Origin of the sequence: Couchioplanes caeruleus (assembly GCF_003751945.1) — a bacterium.
GTDB lineage: Bacteria > Actinomycetota > Actinomycetes > Mycobacteriales > Micromonosporaceae > Actinoplanes > Actinoplanes caeruleus.
In genome coordinates this window covers 5438740-5458008 of sequence record NZ_RJKL01000001.1, presented here as the reverse complement: position 1 = coordinate 5458008, position 19269 = coordinate 5438740, and the positions used below count along the sequence as shown (strand labels likewise).

The following is a 19269-nucleotide window of genomic DNA, read 5'->3' as shown; positions in this document are numbered from 1 at the left end:
TCAGGCCGGTGCCGGATCGGAGGCGGGCCGCAGCGGGGTGCCGCGCAGCGCATAGGCGACCAGTCCGGCGACGGCCAGCGCCGCCGCCATGATCGCGGCCGGCCGGTCGCCGATCGGCTGCACCATCCAGGTGAGGGCCCGGGTCGCCGCCCTCTCGGAGGAGCCGCCGCTGGCGCTGAAGTAGAGCGCGGGCAGGGTCCACAACAGCGGCGGGAGCCATGCCCGGTGCGCACCGATCAGCACCGCGCCCAGGGCGGTCAGCCCAAGCAGGCCGCCGGCGTCGCGGGCGACCTCGGCGACGGGCCCGAACCGCCCGGCCGTCACCCGGGTCAGCAGCAGGGGCGCCATCATGACCGCGTAGGCGCTCAGCAGGTGGACCAGCCGCAGCGGTTTCCAGGGCTTCGCCGCGGTGCGGTCCAGCGCGTCGTCGGGCCCGGCCAGGGTTGCGCAGACCGCGGAGACCAGCAGGACCACGACGAGCAGGACCAGGGGGAAGTCCACGTCCCGCGGCCTGGCGAACGCCGACCAGAGCGCGCACACCGTGACGACGAGTCCCACGCCCGTGCCGGCGGAGGCCGGGACACCACGGGAGCGCAGGTAGAGCCACGTCCACCTCATCGCGCGGGCCCCTCGAGGATGCCGGCCAGGCTGCTGCCGGAGCAGCCGGTGGACGCGGTGCGTACCGCCGCGATTCGCTGCAACGCCTGCTCCCGGGGCAACGCCTGCAGCACGTCCCAGAGCTGGCGCTTGCGCTTCAGCTCGCCGTCGTCGAACGACTCGTTCGGATCGAGTGCCTGCCCGGCCAGCCAGAAGCCGATGACCTCGGCGGCCGCCGCGTCCTCGGCGAACCGCTCGTCGGACGCTTCGGCGCAGTCGCGGAAGACGAGCTGCTCGAGTGTCATCGGGACGAAGCTTCGCGGGCGCGATAATTCGCCCCTGCCGTCGACGTGGACGGTGAACTCCAGCGTGTCCGGGCCGGCGGCCTTGACCGGCGCGTCCCGGTCGTCGCGGTAGTTCAGCGTCCAGTCCTCCACGGCGGTGTGCGGCGCCCCGGGGAGATCCTTGACCTTGGACAGCGCCTCCCGGGCCAGCGGGGCCACCTCCGGCAGCAGCTCGGTGTGCACCCGGGTGACGCAGACCCGAGGGGCGTCGTCGGTGCAGACCAGCTCGGCGGCGACGAGGTCACGGACCCACGGGGTGCTGTGATTGTCCACCCGGGGGGCGAGCGCCACGGCCACGCCCAGGCCGAGCACCACCGGCAGCACCGCCGCCGTCCGGGACAGCCGGGTGGCGGCGCCGAGCAGGAGCAGCCCGGACCCGGCGAGGCCGGTAAGCCAGACCGCCTGGCCCAGGTTGAACCGGGCCGGCAGGGTGAAGTAGGCGTCCCAGGGCCGGGTCATGAACGGCGACAGCAGGTTGGCGAGCCAGTCGCTGTCGCGGAAGATGACCGGCAGGGAGAGCTGCAGCGCGAAGCCGACCACGGCCAGCGCGGGTGCGGTCACCAGATGTGGCAACAGGCGTCCGACACCCATGCCGGCGCATACGGCCGCCACCATCGACAGCGCACCGACCGCCACCATCGCGGGCACCGCGCCGGGCAGGTGGGTCGCGGAGCCGGCCATCCATCCGGCGGCCACCGCGAATGTCAGCGCGTAGGCCACCGTCACGGCGACGGCCAGGGCCGCCGCCGTGACGGTGACCCGCTGCCACCGGGGTTTCGCCGTGCCGGCGAAGAGCTCGTCCACCCCGGCGCGGTGCTCCTGACGCATCTGCCAGGCGCCCAGCGCCAGGGCGAGCGGCCACAGGAAGACGAGATAGGTCCGCTGGCCGGTGCCGAGGAACAGCCATCCTTCGATCCACACCCCGGGGGAGGCGAAGAGGGAGGTCAGACCCAGGACGAGCAGTAACAGCAGGCAGAAGGGCGCCGCCGAGCGGCGCAACTGGATGCCGAACGCCCGGGTCATCGGCCCTTCTCCTGCCGGTACGCGCGCAGCAGCGCCGAATACCCGCGCTCGGCGGGACTGTCGCCGGCGTCGCCCGCACCGCCTCGCGCGGCGAGATCCTCCGGCGTCCCCTGATAGACCAGGCGCCCCGCGTCGACGAGCACGACGTCGGAGCAGGCGGCCACGACGTCCTCGACGAGGTGGGTCGAGACCAGCACACAGCAGTCCACGCCGATGTCCCGCAGCAGCTCCCGGAAGTCGAGGCGCTGTTCCGGGTCCAGCCCCACGGTCGGCTCGTCGAGCAGCAGGATCTCCGGGTCGTTGACGATCGCCTGGGCGATGCCCGCGCGCCGCAGCATGCCACCGGACAGGGTCTTGAGCTTCGAGTCGGCGCGGCTGGTCAGCCCGACCCGGTCGATGGCCCGCTGGACCGCCGCGGCGATGTTCGCCTTGGGCATCTCCTTGAGCCAGGCCATGTACTCGACGAACTCCCGCACGGTGAAGCGCGGATAGAAGCCGAAGTGCTGCGGCAGATAGCCGAGGGCGCGGCGGACCCGGCGCAGGTCGGCCCGGGCGGAGACGTCCTGGCCGAGCAGGGCCAGCGCCCCACCGGCCGGATCGATCACCGTGGCCAGGGCGCGCATCAGCGTGGTCTTGCCGGCGCCGTTGGGGCCGAGCAGGCCGTGCACGCCGGTGCCGAGCGCCAGGTCGAGCCCGTCGACGGCGAGGTGCCGCCCGGCGCGGACCTTGAGGCCCGAGGCGTGCACCGCCCAGGCATAGGTGGTCGGTGCCGTCTCGGCCGCGCTGACGACGCGCATCATCGTCTCTCCGTTCGTCGTGCGATGTGTCGTTGAGTCGTGCGAGGTGGGAGGTGCCGGCGGCCCGGCCGGCTCAGCTCCCGCCGGCGCCGAACCGGCGATGGTCGGAGGCCCGGACCAGCACCAGGGCCGCGAGGAGCACGGTGGCCGCCGTCCAGGCCGGCCAGTTGCCGCCGGCCAGCACGACCGGCAGCCGGTCGGTGACCATGCTCGGCACCACGACCGCGCCGGACCAGGCGACGGCGAGCGCGAGGGCCGCCCGGTCGATGCCGATCAGTCCGCCGAGGGCCAGACTCCCGGCGGTGAAGGCCAGGCATGGCAGCAGCCAGAGCGCGGGCGAGTGGCCGGTCCCCCACGCCGCCGCCGCCAGCACGGGGATGACCGCCGCGAGCACGGCCAGCGTGCGGCGCAGCAGGAGGGCCAGCCCGGTGCGGGGCATGGTGGCTATCAGTTCCCAGGCCGGATCGGTACGCCGGCTCCAGGCGGCGGCGATCGGCAACAGCGGCGCCACCGGCGCGAGCAGCAGCACCAGGGAGGGCGCGTCCGGGAAGGCCTGCTCGAAGAGGGCCGCGGCCAGCATCAGGAAGACCGCCGTGGCCAGCCACGGCAGCACCCGGGCGGCCACGCCGGTACGCCGCAGCCGACGCCGGCGCCGCACCGGCGGGGGCCCGGCGGCGATGCCGGCGGAGATGCCCTCGGACACCCGAGCCAGCAGATCGCTGGTGCCGGGGTCGACGGCGTCCGTCAGCAGTCCCCGGCAGACCGCGCAGGACTCCAAGTGGGCCTCCACCGCCCAGACCGTCGCGTCGTCGACGCCGGCGTCGTCCGAGGCGTACCGGGAGATCAGCTCGGGGGTCGGGTGAGTGGTCATGACAGCGCCTCCCGCAGCGCGATCCGGGCCCGCCGCGCGCGGGTCTTCACGGTTCCTTCCGGCATGCCGAGCAGCAGCGAGGTCTCCCGTACGGTCAGACCGTCGAGCACCATCGCCCGCAGCACCTGGCGCAGCTCCGGCGGCAGGGCCAGCAGGGCGCGCTCGAGGTCGGCGTCGATCCGGCCGGCCATCACCTCTTCCTCGGCCGCCGGCGCCACGGACTCGACGGTCTCCACCACCGGGACGCGGGACCGGCGCGCCCTGCTGCGGAACGCGTCGACGAGCCGGTGCGCCGCGATGGTCCACAGCCAGCCCAGGGCGCTGCCCTGCGCGGAGCTGTGCGCCTGGCCGCCCGCGGAGCGCCAGACCGCCAGATAGGTCTCCTGGAGCACATCGGCGACGACGTCCTCGTCGGCGCAGCGCCGGCGCAACCGCACCGCGAGCCACGGCGCGGTTCGCCGGTACAGCTCGTCGAAGGCACGCCGGTCGCCACGCGCGGTCAGGCGCAGCAACTCCCCCTCGTCGAGTGACTCCAAGGTTCGTCTCACACCCGGACAGACGACGGGTGACCTGGAGGCGGTTCTCCCTGACGAGTGGCCTGCGTCACATCTTTATTGTGTCACCGCCGTACGACGCGCCGAGGCTTGGTCGTCTTCGCCACGGTGAACGCCCGCAACGACTTCGAGCGGTAGTCGCGGCCGAGCATCGTGGCGATCCAGTAGCCGAGCAGGGTGCCGACGATCGCGAAGCCGCCGTAGAGCCAGACCTGGGAGAAGAAATTGCCGGCGCCGCCGGAGAACGGGTAGTCGCCGCTGACGAACGGGCCCACGAGGATGGTGAGCAGCATGCCGCCGATCGCCGCCGCGGCCAGGTCGGGCAGCCAGATGCCGGGCGGAACCCGCTGCGCGCGCACGAACGTCACGGTCGCCAGCACCAGGCCGATGGCCGCGAACATGGCGATGGAGATGCGGTTCTCGGCGGCGTCATCGCCGGAGAAGCCGAAATGCGCCACCAGCCGCGCCACCACGTTGATCCCGAACAGCGCCGCGGCCAGCACCGCGATCCTCACCCCACGCTGCTTCATGACGTTCCTCCAGAACCGGCCTCACGGCTCCTCGCCGCACACGAATCGTGGCTCGGGATCGTAGCGCCAGGTGAACCTCTCGCGCGCGACCTCCTCGCCATCCTTGCGGATGACGCGCCAAGCATCCTGGGTGAAACCTGGAAGTCCGCTGGAGGCGACGCACCTCGGGCCCGGCTCGCGGTACACCGTCGTGGGAGACGTGAAGTTGCGCCGCGGGCTGCGTACGGTCTTGACGCTGTCGTAGACCTTCGTGCTCCACATCGCGACGGTCACCGAGCTGCGCGTGTACGAGGTGTCGATGAAGATCCCGTACGGCGTGGTGTTGCGGAACTTGAGATCGAGGGTCGGATAGAAGATCGTCGACTCGATCACCGAGGGATAGCGGGAGAAGTAGAACGAGTGCGGTTTGTGCTCGACGTCCTCCAGCCCCGCGTAATAGGCGGCGTTGAACAGCGTCGTGGTGAACTGCGACGCCCCGCCGCCGACGCCGAGCTCCAGCTTGCCGCCGACGATGACCGGTGCGTCCCGGTAGCCGGCCGCGTAGTCGCGCTCGCCGGTGTGCCCGTTGAGCGAGAAGGTCTCGCCGGGCGCGACGATCGCACCGTCGACCGCCCGGGCGATGGTCATGATGTTCTGGCTGCGGGGCGAGCCGGAGCCACCGGTGAAGTGGGTGGTGAAGGTGGAGACCTTCTCCTTGATGCCGAACCTCTTCACGCCGGCCGCGGTCAGATCGGGCTCCCGCTCGGTGAGGACGGCCTCGACCGCGCGCGGCGCCGGATCACGCAGGACGTCGAGCAGGGCCGGACCCAACGCGTCGAGGTCGACCATGTCGCCGGGCGTACCCGCGACGATCCGCGGCTTGCCCCGGGAGATGGTGACCCGTGCGTCCTTGGGCGCCTTCTCCACCTTGGCGAACCCCTTGGCCGCGGCGGCATGCAGCTTCCGGCCGTCGATCGCCGGGGTGAGCTGGCCGTCGTCGGCTGCGCGGAAGACCAGGCCGCGGGCGATCGCGGCCGGCGACAGCGTGAACGACCGGCTGCCGACGCGGACGGTCACCGGCGCCGCGACCGCGGGAACGGCCAGCTCGCGGATCAACGCGTCGACCTGCTCCCCGCTGGTCGCCGGGTCCCGGTGGACCAGCGGCACCCGGGCCGTCCCGCCGGTCAGCCAGGCCCTGCGGACCTCCCTCGCGGCCAGCGCCGGGTCCAGATTGCGGCCCGCCGCCGGATACGTCGGCCGCGGGGTCCGTCCCGCGTACGCGATCGCGGGCTTCTTGAGCGTGATCCGCCTCGGGTCGAGCTCTTTGCGCAGCACCGCCTCGAGCCTCGCCTCGTCCAGCTCGATGACGGGCGCAACGGTGCGCTCACCGAAGGGCGCCGGCCCGCCCTTCATGGCCCGGCCGACGCTGAGGTCGACGTGGAGGGTCATCGCGATGTCCGCCGGTGCGACGGTGACGAGCTCGCCGTCCAGGTCGACCCGGACCGGATCGCCGGTGCGCGGCCCGACGGCCTCGGCCAGGGCGCGCTCCGCCTCGGTGCGCGATCGGCCACCGAGGTCCACACCGAGGACGCGGGTGCCGCGCGGGACGTCACCGCCGTACGCCCACGCGACCACGCCGGCACCGGCGATCAGGACGGTGGCGACCGTTCCCACCACCACGATCCGCTTGCGGCTGACCGGACCGGGCGCGGGATCAGGCGCGGGATCCGGTCCGCCGGGCTCCGGGAAGGAGGCGGCCGGCGGGGCGGTGTCTTCGGATAGGGAGGTCAACGATGTCACCTTCGGCGGCGGCGGCGGAGTTCGCGCCAGTCTGCCGCCCGTCGATCGCGGCGGACGAAACGCCACGTCCGTTTGTCATAGCTTTGTGACGATTGGTCCTCGCAGAATGGCCCGGTAGGTGAACACCGCGAAGGCCAGGCTGCCCACCAGGATCGTCACGAGGGCGACCAAGTCCTCGGCACCGATGAGATAGTCCCCCTCGGGCGTACGGACACCCGCGGCGAAGAACATGACCGCGGTCCACAGCCCCCACGGCGGCGCGACGGCCCAGCGCCGCCCGACGGTCGTCACGGCGAACCAGGCGATGCCGTAGTTGGCGGCCGCCGCCAGCAGGACGGCCACGAAGATCGGCACACCGCCGATGTGCAGCGGCGTCAAGAAGAGCTCCAGCAGCGCCGTGACGACGGCGGCGAGCAGGGAGACCACGACGCCGCCGACCCTGATCAGCAGATCGAGACCCGGGCGCGGCGGGGACGGGAGGTCGGCCGGGGGCGCGGATGCCGGGGCCTCCAGCGTCATCGCCCCACCACGTTGCTGAACAGGTCGCTCTCCCACTTGTGCGGGCCCGAGACCTCGCCGCGCTCGCCCCTGGCGAGGGTGAAGTACTCCACGCCCATGAACTCGCCGCCGAAGTCGCCGGCGATGCCGTACAGCCAGGAGTTGTCCGGGATCTGGGTCGCGTGCGCGCGCATCGCGGCGACCTTGCGCTCGTAGAAGTCGGTGCCGTCGATGCGGGCGGCGATCTCGTCGTCGGGGTGGCCGAACGGCAGGTCGTCGACGTTCTCCACCTCGGCGAACGGGTTGTCGTCCAGCGCCTTGAACGCCTCCATGCCGCCCTCGAGCACGCTGCGCGGCATCGCCGTGAAGTAGATCTTCTCGGGGCCGAAGCCCTCCGCCTCGGCGAGCTCCGCGGCGCGCATCGCGACCCGGTGCGCCTGGATGTGGTCCGGGTGGCCGTAGAAGCCGTTCTCGTCGTACGTGATCAGCACCTGCGGGCGTACCTCCCGCATGATCTCCAGGCAGTGGGCCGCTGCCTCGTCCAGATCGGCCCGCCAGAAAGCCCGCGGATGGTTGTTGGTCTCCAGACCCATCATCCCGGAGTCGCGGTAGCGACCCGCGCCGCCGAGGAAACGGTGGTCGGTGACGCCGAGCGCGGCGCAGGCGCGCTGCAGCTCACCGATGCGCCATCCGCCGAGCTGGTCGGCCTGCCGCGCCTCGAGCCCGGCCAGCTCCGGCACATGGATCTCGCCCTCCTCGCCCAGCGTGCAGGTCACCAGAGTCACGTGGGCGCCCTCGGAGGCGTAGCGAGCCATGGTGGCGCCGGTGCCGGTGACCTCGTCGTCCGGGTGGGCGTGCACGAGCATGAGGCGGCGGGCGGGCAGGGTGTCGGTCACCCGCGCCACTTTACGCGCGCCCCGCCCCAGCGCCGCGTCTGCTGTTTGCGCCCCATGAGGGGTGTCCGATCAGCGATGCTGGTCGGCGTGGAGTATCCCGAGCTCGCCGAGCGCACCGGCCGGTTCCGCTTCGGCGCGCCGCACGCCGTGACGGTCGGCGACGACGGCGCCCGGGTGGCGTTCCTGCGCTCCGAGGGACCCTACGACCCCGCGGCGGCGCTGTGGGTTCTCACCGTTTCCTCCGGCACGATCACCAAGATCGCCGACGGGCCCGTCGACTCGTACGCCGGATCGGCCGACCTGTCCGTGCTGGCCTGGGCCCGCGACGGGCGGCTGTTCCGCTCCGGCGGCGAACCCTCCACTGCGGCACCCGTCGTCGAGCCGCGCCCCGATCCGACCGGCCGCGCCATCGGATACACCACCCCCGACGGCACGCTGCGGGTCATCGGCCCCGACGGCGACGACGAACTCCTCGCCGGCGAGCCCGGCAGCGGCGTGTCCTGGGGGATCGCCGAGCCGGCCGCCGCCGAGTTCGGGCGTGCCCGCGGCTGGTGGTGGTCCCCGGACGGAAGCCGGATCCTCGCCGTCCGCAGCGCCGCCGCGGTCAGCCTCCACCTGCTCGACCTGCACGGCGGCTGGGTCGACGTGCACTGGGACCGGGAGACGTACCCGTACCTTGTCGACGTCCGCTGGACCGCCGGAAACCCCCTGATCACGGTCCTGCGCCGCAGCCAGCAGCACGGGCTGGTGCTGTCCGTGGACCCGCGCACCGGCGAGACGCAGGTCCACGCCGAGCTCGCCGACCCGCGCTGGGTCGAACCCGTGCCCGGGACCCCGCTGCTGCTCGGCGACGGCCGCGTCCTCGTCGGCGGCGAGCTGGCCCACGACGGGTTCGACGCCCGCTGCCTGTTCGCCGACGGCAGCCTTCTCACCCCGCCCGACCTCTACGTTCGCCGGGTCGTCGGGCTGCTCGCCGGCACCAGCGAGCTGATCGTCGAGGCCACCGAGGGCGAGCCGGCCGAGCAGCACGTGTTCGCCGTTCGCACCGCCCTGGGCGGAGCGGGCACCAAGGCCCGCCGCCTCACCACCGAACCCGGTTGGCACCGCGCCCACCTCGGCGGCGACGTCCTGGTGATCGACGACACCGTGCGGCGCGGCGCGGCCGTCCTGGCGCTGCCCTCGGACGCGCATCCGCTGCCGTACCGGCCGCAGCCGGCCCTGACCAAAGTCACCGACCGCCGCCTGCCCACCGGCGTGCTCTACCCGGCCGGGCACGTCACCGGCACCCGCCTGCCGGTGCTGCTCGACCTCGGCGACGGCCCCGGCCACCAGCACGTCGTCGCCGACCCGGTGCGGTGGCAGGAACGGCAATGGTGGGCCGACGCCGGCTTCGTCGTGGTCAGCGTCGACTCCCGGGGTACGCCCGGAGTGGCGCCCAGCTACGAGAAGGTGGTCCACCGGCGCCTGGCCGACGTGGCCCTCACCGACCAGATCGACGCCCTGCACGGGCTCACCGGCAAACACCCCGACCTGGATCTGGGCCGCGTCGCCGTCCGCGGCACCGGCCTCGGCGGCTGGCTCGCGGCATGCGCGGTACAGCGCCGCCCCGACGTCTTCCGCTGCGGCGTGGCGATCGACCCGATCACCGACTGGACCCGGCTCTCCGCCGCGTACGCCGAGCGCTACCTCGGCCGGCAAGCCGACAACCCCGAGATCTACACCCACCACGCGCTCGCACCCGTCGACCGGGCGTCGCTGTTGATCTCCCCCGCCGGGGGTCTGTCCGAAGAACGTGAATTCGTCATCCGGGAGTGTGCATGACGTCAGCCCTGATCGGCCGCAGCCTGCCCATGGAAGCCCTGCCGACGACCGAGGTCGACTACCTCCAGCTCGGCGAGACCTCGGCGATCTCGGAGCTCTGGGACGGCAACGTCCTCACCTGTCCCAGAGACACGCCCCGGCACCAGATGATCCTGAACGCCCTGGGAAATGCGCTCCGCGCCGGCCGCACCGACCTGAACGTCATCACCGGCATCCCGGTACGCCTCGGCCCGGGCCGCATCGCCGTACCGGACCTGATCATCACGGGCGCGATCGACCCGGACGTGCCCCTGGTGGAGGCGGGCTCGGTCCGCCTGGTCTGCGAGATCACCTCGGCGGCGAGCGCCACCGTGGACTGGACGCTGAAGATGCACGCGTACGCCCAAGCCCGCATCCCCTGCTACCTCGTGGCGGAACCGGAGCGAGGCCTCCTGCACAGCCACATGCTCACGGCACAGGGCTACGTCGAGCAGTCGGTGATGCAACTCGTCCGCGTCACCGGCCTCAACCTCTGACCTGTCGGACAGGCTCTAGTCACAGGACAATCGCCGCCATGACGTCCGCCATCTTCGGCCGGGGTTCGCCCATCACGGAGGAGGACTACCTCGCGCTCGCCGGAGACGCCCGAGCGCGTCGAGCTCTTCGACGGAGCCTGCACGTGACCCCTGCCCCGACCCCCCGCTGCCAGCACATATCCAGCGAGCTCGAGTTCGCTCTGCGGCAGGCTGCAGGGATTCCCTGGTATCTGCTCGTCGAGCAGCAGACCGGGGCGCTGCATCTCTACGAGTTGGTCGCCGGCAGGTACAAGGAGCGGTCCGTCACCAAGGCCGGCGAGGTGTCGCACCTGACGGAGCCCGTCGTCGCCGCCATTTCGCCGGAGGATCTGCTGCCGCCGGGCTGAGGTAGGCGCGTATTTGTCGTACCGGTCCCATAGGGTCGGTGCATGAGTGTGGATCACTTCGATGAGGCCGGCGCGGCGGTCGAGGCCGCCCTGGATGCCGGGGCGCGCTATGCCGATGCCCGGGTCATGCTGCGCCGCACCGAGATCATGAGCGCCCGTGACGGCGAGATCGAGGATCTGAGCTCGGACGAGAGTGCGGGCATCGGGGTGCGGGCGCTGGTCGGTTCGAGCTGGGGCTTCTACGCCGTGCCGGACCTCTCCGCCGCCGCGGCACGGGCCGCCGGGCGCCGGGCTGCCGAGATCGCCGCCGCCAGCGCGCGGGTGCCCGGGCCCGCCATCGACCTGGTGCCGGCCCGCGCGCAGACGGCGAGCTGGGCGAGTCCCTGCGAGGTGGACCCGCTCTCCGTGCCGCTGTCCACGAAGGGCGACCTGCTGGTCGCCGCCACGGCCGCGGCCCGCGACGCCGGCGCCGACCTGGCCGAGGGCCTCTACCAGATCTGGGACACCCGTAAGTGGTTCGTCTCCAGCGAGGGCCACCGCATCGACCAGCACGTCCGCGAATGCGGGGCAGGCATCACCGCCAGCGCCTACGGCGACAGCGAGATCCAGCGCCGGTCCTGGCCCTCCCACCGCGGGCAGTACGCCAGCCGCGGCTGGGAGCTCGTCGACGAGCTGGCGCTGACCGACCACGCGGCCCGCATGGCCGACGAGGCCCGCGCGCTGCTCACCGCGCCGCTGTGCCCCTCGGAGGAGACCACGCTCATCCTCGGAGGCGAGCAGTTGGCCCTGCAGATCCACGAGTCCGTCGGGCACGCCATCGAGCTCGACCGCATCCTCGGCTGGGAGGCCGCGTTCGCCGGCACGTCGTGGCTCGACCTCGGCCGGCTCGGCAGCCTGCGCTACGGCTCCGAGCTGATGAACATCACGATCGACCCGACGATCCCCGGCGCGCTCGGCAGCTTCGGCTATGACGACGAGGGTTCCCCGGCCGTCAAGCGCGACGCCGTCCGCGACGGCATCTGGGTCGGCGTGCTCGCCGGGCGCGACTCGGCGGCGGTGGCCGGGCTCGACTACGCCGGCAGCGTCCGCTCCGACGGCTGGGCCCGGCTGCCGATGGTCCGCATGACCAACGTCGGCCTGGAGCCGGGCCCGCACACGCTCGACGAGATGATCGCCGCCACCGACGACGGCGTTTTCATGGACATCAACCGCTCCTGGTCGATCGACGACCGCCGGCTCAACTTCCAGTTCGGCTGCGAGATCGGCTACGAGATCAAGAATGGCAAGCGCGGGCGGATGCTGCGCAACCCCACCTACACGGGCATCGGGCCGAAGTTCTGGCAGTCGATGGACATGCTGTCCTCCGAGACCGTGGCGTGGGGCACGCCCAACTGCGGCAAGGGCCAGCCCGGCCAGGTCGGCCATACCGGCCATCCCGCCGCACCGGCCCGCTTCACCGGCGTACGGGTAGGAGTCCGCGGATGAGCGCCGAGCTGGACCTGGCGGCACGTGTCGTCGAACTGACCCGGCGGCTCGCCGGTGCCGCGGCCGAGGCCGAGGTGGTCGCCGCGCACTCGGCCGAGGCGCTGACCCGGTTCGCCAACTCGGCGATCCACCAGAACGTCGCCGAGGCCACCACGACCGTACGGTTGCGGCTGCACCTCGACGGGCGTACGGCCGGCGGTTCCACCACGGTGACGGATGCCGACGGCCTGCGCTCGCTGGTGGAGCGCACCATCGCCGCCGCCCGGCTGTCACCGCCCGACACCGCCTGGCCGGGGCTCACCCCGCCCACACCGCTGCTTGCGGCCCCCGGCTTCGACGAGGCGACCGCGGCCGCCGGGCCCGAGGAACGCGCCACGCGGGTCCGCGAGTTCGTCCGGGCCGCGGGCGGGCTGGAGACGGCCGGATACTGCCGCACCGCGTACGCGTCGGGCGGATTCGCCAACACGCTCGGTCAGGCGGTGAAGGGCCGGTCCGCCGACGCGGCGATGGACGGCATCGCCCGGCTCGCCGGCGCCGACGGCGTGGCACGCCGCGCCGGCGGGCGCCTCACCGACCTCGACGGCGCCGAGCTCGGCGCCATCGCCGCGGCCAAGGCCCGGGCCGGCGCGCAGCCGATCGAGCTGCCGCCGGGCCGCTACGAGGTCGTCCTCGAACCGACCGCGGTGGCCGACCTGCTCGACAACCTGGCCGGCTTCGGCTTCAACGGCAAGGCGTTCGCCCAGCACCAGTCGTTCGCCGAGCTGGGCGCACAGCAGTTCGACGAGAGCATCACCATCGCCGACGAGCCGCTGGGCGCCACCCTGCCCTTCGACGCGGAGGGCACCCCCCGCGACACCCTCATCCTGGTCGAGGCCGGCGTGACCCGAGCGGTGAGCCACGACCGCACCTCGGCGGCCGAGGCGGGCACGGTCTCCACCGGTCACGCCTCCCCGGCGTCCCGCTCCTGGGGCCCGATCGCCGCCGACCTCCGCCTCGCTCCCGCACCGGCACCCGCGGGCGCCTCGGGCCGTCCCCCTGGCTCGGCGCCCGGAGGCGTGCCGGATCGCTCTTCCGGCTCGGCGCCGGGAGGCGGTGGGCAGACGGGCACGGGACCCGTCGCGGCAACGGCGCGCGCCCTGATGGCGGGCATGCACCGTGGGCTGCTCGTCACGGATCTCTGGTACACCCGGGTGCTCGACCAGAAGAGCCTCGTGGTCACGGGTCTCACCCGCAACGGCGTCTGGCTGGTCGAGAACGGCGAAGTGACGGCGGCAGTGGGCAACCTGCGGTTCACCCAGTCCTACCCCCAGGCCCTGGGCCCGGGCTCGGTTCTGGGCATCGGAACCGAGACGGTCGCCCTCCCGGATCGCTGGTCCGGCGTCCGCTACACGGCACCGGCCCTCCACCTGGCCTCCTGGAACTTCACCGGCAATGCCTCCGGCTGACCGGGTCTCCAGGCGAGGGATTCAAGCGCGCCTGTCTATGGCGAGCGCTCGCGGTTCTCGTTCTGCCGGAGGGCTTCCTCGAGCTGGTCTTCCAGGATGATGATCCGGCAGGCCGCTTCCAGGGCGGTGCCCTGGTCGACCATCTCCCGGGCTCGCGCGGCAAGGCGCAGCTGGTAGCGGGAGTAGCGGCGGTGCCCGCCGGCCGATCGGAACGGGGTGATCAATTTCGCCTCATCGAGCCGGCGCAGGAAGTCCTGCGAGGCGCCGACGATTTCCGCGGCGCGACCCATCGTGTAGGCGGGGTAGTCATCGTCGCCGAACATGTCGTCGGGTTGGGCCATTTACACCTCCATGACGAGGGCCCCGGCGCGGGAGCGCCGGGGCCCAGGGTTACGGGTTGGAAACACCATCTACCGACAGGTTCGTCGGGTTGTCGTATCCGCACCGGCCGCCGTCGGCGGATTCGGGTGCGAGGATCGCATAAGCGTGACCGGAGACCACCTCTCGCTCGATGGAAACTGCGGTGTCCGCCCCCGGCACAGGAACTACGCCTGGCGGCGGGCGATCCAGAACGGTGTTCAGCCCTCCCTTTCCTCTGCTTCCCATATCTGCGGTGCTGTCCACCGGTGCCGAAGCCCACGCAACTTCATGGCCTCACGCACGTGCGGCGGACGTCTTGCCAGGCCGGGACCCGATCAGCGTCGGGCCCCGGCCTGTTCGCCCTGACCTGGAATTTCGCCAGGGACTTCACCTTCCACATACTTTGCCTTGCCACGTGCGGTGATGTGTTCCTCCACCGCTGTGCCGAGCGAGCCACGGAACGTGTCCGGGCCCTGCGTGACGCTCGGCCTCACTCGTCTGCGTCTTTGGCAGATCTCTGTCGTCAACGAGAAGAACGTTAGCCGGGTCCGGCCAGAAAATCTAGCTTCCAGGGCAGAGAATTTCTCGACCGTCACCCGAGTTCGGGCAACGCGCCACAGACGCCGACGTGCCGGCCCGCCCGGGAGCGCTGCGCTCCCGGGAGCCGGATTGACCGGCGTGCTTCACTGAGGCGGTGAGCGACAGCCCGCGCGACCGGGATCCGGACCCGCCCCGAGCCACGACCGCGGCCACCGGTGTCGAACGCGCCGACGCCACGACGATCGGCCCGCCCGCCGTGGGCGCCGGCGAGGCCGGTGCTCACGGCGAGACACCCCGCCCGGACTCCGCGGGTGGCAACGCATCCGGCGAGGGTTCGGGGCGGACCAGAACCGCTCGCCTCGCACCCGCCGGACCCGAGGACGACCCGCGCCGACGACGCCGGCGCCGGTGGTTCATCGGGGGTATCGCCGCGGGCGCGGCCCTGGTCGTCGTCGCGCTCTGCGCCGGTGGGCTCGCCGTCGTCTCCGCCGTCGCCGACTTCCGAGGCGACACCGGCGAGGCGCGGGTGGAGCGTCACGTGCGGGACACCGCGTGCCTCGAGCTGGAGCAGCGGCTCAACCGGCTCGTTCCGCCCGGCGCGACCGCGACCCCGGCGGCCCGGGCCGTCGCGGTGCGCGACGAGAACGCCGCCGTGCGGCTCTACGTGGCCCAGTTGCAGGGCGAGCGGACCGAGGACATGTGGCGTCAGTTGCTCGACGCCCGTACCTCGTTCAGCGAGGCTCTCGACGCTCAGACCAAGTCCCGTACCCCGGCATTTTTCGTCGCTCCCCGGACCGGCGGCGGCGGTGCCGTGGCCGACGAGCTGGTGCGCCTCTCTCCGGCGGCATGTTCCGGACTTATCCGCCGACTTGCCGCTCCGGAGCTGTAGCGTGCAGTAAGCCCTCCCTTACGCAGCATTCCGCTGACCTTCGCTGTAACGTGTGCCACACATTGCGGACGCACACCCCCGTCTGGCAGACAGGTTCAGGCGCGCCCGCCGGCAGAGCACGTCATCGCAGCACTGTCAGGGAGAGACGTCAATGACGACGACGGCAACGAGGTCGGATGCGGGGCGTTCGCGCGCCGCCATCGCGGCGAAGACGTTGCGTACGGATCGGTGGTGGCTTCCGCCGCTGATCACCTTCGTGGGACTGAGCGCGTGGGTGATCTACGCCACTGTCCGGGTGTTCATGCACAAGTGGTTCTTCGTCGAGCAGTATCACTATCTGACGCCGTTCTATTCGCCGTGTCTCACCGACCGGTGCATCGACGGGTCGGCCATGTTCGGCACGCCGTTGCCCAACTTCTGGCTGATCCCGGAGGCGGCGCTCACGTTGCCGTTCCTCCTACTGTTCCGGATGACCTGCTACTACTACCGCAAGGCGTACTACCGGGCGTTCTGGTTGTCGCCACCGGCCTGCGCCGTGCCGGACGCGCACGAGAAATACACGGGTGAGACGCGCTTCCCGCTGGTCTTCCAGAACCTGCACCGGTACGCGTTCTACGCCGCCGGGATCATCTCGGTGATCAACACGTGGGACGCGGTCGTCGCGTTCCGCTCCGGTGACGAGTTCGGGTTCGGGCTGGGGAACGTGATCCTGGTGGTCAACGTGGTGATGCTGTGGGCGTACACGTTGTCGTGCCACTCGTGCCGGCACATCGCGGGCGGGCGGCTGAAGCACTTCTCGAAGCACCCGGTGCGGTACCGGTTCTGGACGTTCGTGTCGAAGCTCAACGCCCGGCACATGATGCTCGCCTGGGTCACCCTCGGCACCCTCGCGCTGACCGACTTCTACATCATGGCGCTCGCGGCCGGCTGGTGGCCCGACCTGCGCTTCATCAACTAGAGGGCCCCCACACACAATGACTACGCGAATCGAACGACACCACTACGACGTCGTCGTCATCGGCGCGGGCGGGGCCGGTCTGCGCGCCGCCATCGAGGCCCGGCTCGCCGGCAAGAAGACCGCCATCATCTCGAAGTCGCTGTTCGGCAAGGCCCACACGGTCATGGCCGAGGGCGGCGCCGCCGCGGCGATGGGGAACGTGAACAGCCGCGACAACTGGATGGTGCACTTCGGTGACACCATGCGCGGCGGCAAGTTCCTCAACAACTTCCGGATGGCGGAGCTGCACGCGAAGGAGGCCCCGGAGCGGATCTGGGAGCTGGAGACGTACGGCGCACTCTTCGACCGTACGAAGGACGGCAAGATCTCCCAGCGGAACTTCGGCGGCCACGAGTATCCCCGCCTCGCGCACGTCGGCGACCGCACCGGCCTGGAGCTCATCCGTACGCTGCAGCAGAAGATCGTCTCGCTGCAGCAGGAGGACTTCGCGGAGACCGGCAACTACGACTCCAGGATCCGGGTCTTCGCCGAGACGACCATCACCGAGCTGCTGCTCGACGGCGACCGCATCGCCGGGGCGTTCGGCTACTACCGCGAGTCCGGCGAGTTCATCCTGCTGGAGGCGCCCGCGGTCGTGCTGGCCACGGGCGGCGTCGGCCGCTCGTACAAGGTGACCTCGAACTCCTGGGAGTACACGGGCGACGGCCACGCGCTCGCTCTGCGGGCCGGCGCGACGCTGATCAACATGGAGTTCCTGCAATTCCACCCGACCGGCATGGTCTGGCCGCCCAGCGTCAAGGGCATCCTGGTCACCGAGTCGGTCCGCGGCGACGGCGGCGTGTTGCGCAACTCCGACGGCAAGCGGTTCATGTTCGACTACGTCCCCGACGTGTTCCGCCACCAGTACGCGGACACCGAGGAGGAGGCCGACCGCTGGTACACCGACCCGGACAACAACCGGCGCCCGCCGGAGCTGCTGCCCCGTGACGAGGTGGCCCGCGCCATCAACAGCGAGGTCAAGGCGGGCCGGGGCACCAAGTCGGGCGGCGTCTTCCTCGACGTCTCCACCCGGATGCCCGCCGAGACGATCATCCGGCGGCTGCCGTCGATGCACCACCAGTTCAAGGAGCTGGCGGACGTCGACATCACCAAGGAGCCGATGGAGGTCGGGCCGACCTGTCACTACGTGATGGGCGGCGTCGAGGTCGACCCCGACTCCGGCGCGGCGCACGGCCATGTCGAGGGGCTGTTCGCGGCGGGTGAGGTGTCCGGCGGCATGCACGGCTCCAACCGGCTCGGCGGCAACTCGCTCTCCGACCTGCTGGTGTTCGGCAAGCGGGCGGGCGAGCACGCGGCCGCGTACGCGGATGCCCTCGGCAAGCGGCCGAAGGTGTCGACCGCGGACGTGGAACGGGCGGTGGACACCGCGCTCGCCCCGCTGAACCGCAGCGGCGGCGAGAATCCGTACACCTTGCAGCAGGATCTTCAGGCCGTCATGGGCGACCTGGTCGGCATCATCCGGCGCGAGGGTGAGCTGTCCGACGCCCTCAAGCGGCTGCAGGAGCTGAAGGTGCGGGTGGCGAACGTCGGCGCGACGGGCGGCCGCCGGTACAACCCGGGCTGGCACCTCGCCCTGGACCTGCGCAACATGCTGGTCGTCTCGGAGTGCACGGCGAAGGCGGCGCTGGAGCGGGAGGAGTCGCGCGGAGGGCACACCCGGGAGGACTTCCCGAAGATGAGTCCGGAATGGCGCAAGGTCAACCTGGTCTGCTCGCTCGACGACGCCGGCGACGTGCACCTGGAACGCAAGCCGCTGCCGAAGATGCGCGAGGAACTGCTGCGGCTCTTCAAGCGCACGGAGCTCAGCAAGTACCTGACGGACCAGGAGCTCGCCGAATTCGACGCAATCGCGACGGAGGCCAACTGATGAAGCGCCATTTCCGGGTCTGGCGAGGCGACGAGTCCGGCGGCGAGATCCAGGACTTCCAGGTCGAGGTCAACGACGGCGAGGTCGTCCTCGACATCATTCACCGGCTCCAGGCGACTGAGACCCCCGACCTGGCCTGCCGCTGGAACTGCAAGGCGGGCAAGTGCGGCTCCTGCTCGATGGAGATCAACGGCAAGCCGCGACTGGGCTGCATGACGCGGATGTCCACGTTCGAGGAGAACGAGACCGTCACCATCACGCCGCTGCGCACCTTCCCGGTGATCCGCGACCTGGTGACGGACGTGTCCTTCAACTACGAGAAGGCCCGTGAGACACCCGCGTTCGCCCCGCCGCCCGGGGTCAGGCCGGGCGACTACCGGATGAAGCAGATCGACGTCGAACGCTCGCAAGAGTTCCGCAAGTGCATCGAATGCTTCCTGTGCCAGAACACCTGCCACGTCGTGCGCGACCACGAGGAGAACAAGAAGGCGTTCAGCGGGCCGCGCTACTTCATCCGGGCGGCCGAGCTGGACATGCACCCGCTCGACGACCGTACGGACCGCAAGGAGTACGCGCAGGCGAGCCAGGGCCTCGGCTACTGCAACATCACCAAGTGCTGCACCGAGGTCTGCCCCGAACACATCAAGATCACTGACAACGCCATCATCCCGATGAAGGAACGGGTGGTGGACCGCCGCTACGACCCCCTGGTCTGGCTGGGCCGCAAGATCTTCCGCCGCGACCAGCTCGAGGACGCCTCGATCGGCCACGGCGGCATCCCGACCCGCAGCCGCAGCGGCGAGAGCATGGCCCCGAGCACCTCCGAGGGCGTCACCGGCGTGGCGGCGGGCCTGTCCGGGGCCGGCGCCCGCTTGCCGCAAGGCCCGCCGGTGGGTCCGGACGGCAAGATGGACGTCGCCGAGCTGCTGTCGCAGAACGCGGGCGGCCCGTCACCGTTCGGCGACGATCAGGAATTCCCCCTCCGCAAGATCACCTACAACCACCCCGAGCCGAACAAGGACTGACGGAAAGGACCCGCTCTCGGGCGGGTCCT

At 71.5% G+C, this 19269-nt stretch carries 19 protein-coding genes; 9 read left to right on the top strand and 10 right to left on the bottom strand.

Features of this window, described 5'->3' with window-relative positions; all coding sequences use genetic code 11:
* From EDD30_RS38415 to mshB, 9 genes are all read right to left on the bottom strand, one after another.
* The gene (locus EDD30_RS38415; RefSeq protein ID WP_071804775.1) at nucleotides 1–618 is read right to left on the bottom strand and encodes a hypothetical protein; all 618 of its coding nucleotides are present in this window, start codon (nucleotides 616–618) and stop codon (nucleotides 1–3) included.
* Nucleotides 615–1964, bottom strand: a complete 1350-nt coding sequence (locus EDD30_RS24385) for a hypothetical protein (RefSeq protein WP_071804774.1) — start codon at nucleotides 1962–1964, stop codon at nucleotides 615–617. The genes EDD30_RS38415 and EDD30_RS24385 overlap by 4 nt, the downstream gene beginning before the upstream one ends.
* Nucleotides 1961–2764 (bottom strand): ABC transporter ATP-binding protein, encoded by an 804-nt coding sequence (locus EDD30_RS24380; RefSeq protein WP_071804773.1) that lies wholly within the window; start codon nucleotides 2762–2764, stop codon nucleotides 1961–1963. The genes EDD30_RS24385 and EDD30_RS24380 overlap by 4 nt, the downstream gene beginning before the upstream one ends.
* A gap of 70 nt (nucleotides 2765–2834) precedes the next feature.
* Entirely contained in the window at nucleotides 2835–3632 is a 798-nt protein-coding gene (locus EDD30_RS24375) for a zf-HC2 domain-containing protein (protein WP_071804772.1), read from the bottom strand.
* Entirely contained in the window at nucleotides 3629–4180 is a 552-nt protein-coding gene (locus tag EDD30_RS24370; RefSeq protein ID WP_071804771.1) for an RNA polymerase sigma factor, read from the bottom strand. The genes EDD30_RS24375 and EDD30_RS24370 overlap by 4 nt, the downstream gene beginning before the upstream one ends.
* A gap of 71 nt (nucleotides 4181–4251) precedes the next feature.
* Nucleotides 4252–4716, bottom strand: coding sequence for a hypothetical protein (locus tag EDD30_RS24365; RefSeq protein ID WP_071804770.1), 465 nt, complete (start codon nucleotides 4714–4716; stop codon nucleotides 4252–4254).
* Nucleotides 4717–4737: 21 nt separating this feature from the next.
* Nucleotides 4738–6495, bottom strand: a complete 1758-nt coding sequence (locus tag EDD30_RS24360) for a VanW family protein (RefSeq protein ID WP_394328235.1) — start codon at nucleotides 6493–6495, stop codon at nucleotides 4738–4740.
* 75 nt (nucleotides 6496–6570) lie between these two features.
* Complete coding sequence (locus tag EDD30_RS24355; protein WP_084556291.1) at nucleotides 6571–7014, bottom strand: hypothetical protein; 444 nt, start codon at nucleotides 7012–7014, stop codon at nucleotides 6571–6573.
* Entirely contained in the window at nucleotides 7011–7889 is an 879-nt protein-coding gene (gene mshB, locus EDD30_RS24350) for an N-acetyl-1-D-myo-inositol-2-amino-2-deoxy-alpha-D-glucopyranoside deacetylase (protein ID WP_071804769.1), read from the bottom strand. Before mshB ends, EDD30_RS24355 begins: the two co-directional genes overlap by 4 nt.
* A gap of 75 nt (nucleotides 7890–7964) precedes the next feature.
* Here mshB and EDD30_RS24345 point away from each other — a divergent pair, with 75 nt between their 5' ends.
* The 5 genes from EDD30_RS24345 to EDD30_RS24325 are packed head-to-tail and all read left to right on the top strand — an operon-like array spanning nucleotide 7965 to nucleotide 13541.
* Entirely contained in the window at nucleotides 7965–9710 is a 1746-nt protein-coding gene (locus EDD30_RS24345) for a prolyl oligopeptidase family serine peptidase (RefSeq protein WP_071804768.1), read from the top strand.
* Nucleotides 9707–10225 (top strand): Uma2 family endonuclease, encoded by a 519-nt coding sequence (locus EDD30_RS24340; protein ID WP_071804767.1) that lies wholly within the window; start codon nucleotides 9707–9709, stop codon nucleotides 10223–10225. The genes EDD30_RS24345 and EDD30_RS24340 overlap by 4 nt, the downstream gene beginning before the upstream one ends.
* Before the next feature lie 38 nt (nucleotides 10226–10263).
* Complete coding sequence (locus EDD30_RS24335; RefSeq protein WP_071804766.1) at nucleotides 10264–10611, top strand: PDDEXK family nuclease; 348 nt, start codon at nucleotides 10264–10266, stop codon at nucleotides 10609–10611.
* Nucleotides 10612–10659: 48 nt separating this feature from the next.
* Nucleotides 10660–12096: a TldD/PmbA family protein gene (locus EDD30_RS24330; RefSeq protein WP_123678486.1), complete on the top strand. Its 1437-nt coding sequence runs from the start codon at nucleotides 10660–10662 to the stop codon at nucleotides 12094–12096.
* A complete protein-coding gene (locus tag EDD30_RS24325; RefSeq protein WP_071804764.1) occupies nucleotides 12093–13541 on the top strand; it encodes a TldD/PmbA family protein in 1449 nt (482 codons plus the stop codon). The genes EDD30_RS24330 and EDD30_RS24325 overlap by 4 nt, the downstream gene beginning before the upstream one ends.
* Before the next feature lie 35 nt (nucleotides 13542–13576).
* Here the strand turns inward: EDD30_RS24325 and EDD30_RS24320 are convergent, their stop codons facing one another.
* Nucleotides 13577–13882 carry a MerR family transcriptional regulator gene (locus EDD30_RS24320; RefSeq protein ID WP_071804763.1) on the bottom strand — a complete coding sequence of 102 codons (306 nt, stop codon included), beginning with the start codon at nucleotides 13880–13882 and terminating at the stop codon, nucleotides 13577–13579.
* A 713-nt stretch (nucleotides 13883–14595) separates the two neighbouring features.
* Here EDD30_RS24320 and EDD30_RS24315 point away from each other — a divergent pair.
* From EDD30_RS24315 to EDD30_RS24300, 4 genes are all read left to right on the top strand, one after another.
* Nucleotides 14596–15330 (top strand): hypothetical protein, encoded by a 735-nt coding sequence (locus EDD30_RS24315; protein WP_071804762.1) that lies wholly within the window; start codon nucleotides 14596–14598, stop codon nucleotides 15328–15330.
* 151 nt (nucleotides 15331–15481) lie between these two features.
* Nucleotides 15482–16288 carry a hypothetical protein gene (locus EDD30_RS24310; protein WP_071804761.1) on the top strand — a complete coding sequence of 269 codons (807 nt, stop codon included), beginning with the start codon at nucleotides 15482–15484 and terminating at the stop codon, nucleotides 16286–16288.
* Between the two features lie 16 nt (nucleotides 16289–16304).
* On the top strand, nucleotides 16305–18215 hold the full coding sequence (locus EDD30_RS24305) for a fumarate reductase/succinate dehydrogenase flavoprotein subunit (protein WP_071804760.1): 1911 nt from the start codon (nucleotides 16305–16307) through the stop codon (nucleotides 18213–18215).
* Nucleotides 18215–19240 carry a succinate dehydrogenase/fumarate reductase iron-sulfur subunit gene (locus EDD30_RS24300; protein WP_071804759.1) on the top strand — a complete coding sequence of 342 codons (1026 nt, stop codon included), beginning with the start codon at nucleotides 18215–18217 and terminating at the stop codon, nucleotides 19238–19240. The genes EDD30_RS24305 and EDD30_RS24300 overlap by 1 nt, the downstream gene beginning before the upstream one ends.
* The last annotated feature ends 29 nt before the right edge of the window (nucleotides 19241–19269 follow it).

Coding starts and splice junctions, on each gene's coding strand:
- EDD30_RS38415 (WP_071804775.1), bottom strand. CDS start 618: ATGAGGTGGACGTGGCTCTACCTGCGCTCCCGTGGTGTCCCGGCCTCC.
- EDD30_RS24385 (WP_071804774.1), bottom strand. CDS start 1,964: ATGACCCGGGCGTTCGGCATCCAGTTGCGCCGCTCGGCGGCGCCCTTC.
- EDD30_RS24380 (WP_071804773.1), bottom strand. CDS start 2,764: ATGATGCGCGTCGTCAGCGCGGCCGAGACGGCACCGACCACCTATGCC.
- EDD30_RS24375 (WP_071804772.1), bottom strand. CDS start 3,632: ATGACCACTCACCCGACCCCCGAGCTGATCTCCCGGTACGCCTCGGAC.
- EDD30_RS24365 (WP_071804770.1), bottom strand. CDS start 4,716: ATGAAGCAGCGTGGGGTGAGGATCGCGGTGCTGGCCGCGGCGCTGTTC.
- EDD30_RS24355 (WP_084556291.1), bottom strand. CDS start 7,014: ATGACGCTGGAGGCCCCGGCATCCGCGCCCCCGGCCGACCTCCCGTCC.
- EDD30_RS24345 (WP_071804768.1), top strand. CDS start 7,965: ATGCTGGTCGGCGTGGAGTATCCCGAGCTCGCCGAGCGCACCGGCCGG.
- EDD30_RS24340 (WP_071804767.1), top strand. CDS start 9,707: ATGACGTCAGCCCTGATCGGCCGCAGCCTGCCCATGGAAGCCCTGCCG.
- EDD30_RS24335 (WP_071804766.1), top strand. CDS start 10,264: ATGACGTCCGCCATCTTCGGCCGGGGTTCGCCCATCACGGAGGAGGAC.
- EDD30_RS24325 (WP_071804764.1), top strand. CDS start 12,093: ATGAGCGCCGAGCTGGACCTGGCGGCACGTGTCGTCGAACTGACCCGG.
- EDD30_RS24320 (WP_071804763.1), bottom strand. CDS start 13,882: ATGGCCCAACCCGACGACATGTTCGGCGACGATGACTACCCCGCCTAC.
- EDD30_RS24310 (WP_071804761.1), top strand. CDS start 15,482: ATGACGACGACGGCAACGAGGTCGGATGCGGGGCGTTCGCGCGCCGCC.
- EDD30_RS24305 (WP_071804760.1), top strand. CDS start 16,305: ATGACTACGCGAATCGAACGACACCACTACGACGTCGTCGTCATCGGC.
- EDD30_RS24300 (WP_071804759.1), top strand. CDS start 18,215: ATGAAGCGCCATTTCCGGGTCTGGCGAGGCGACGAGTCCGGCGGCGAG.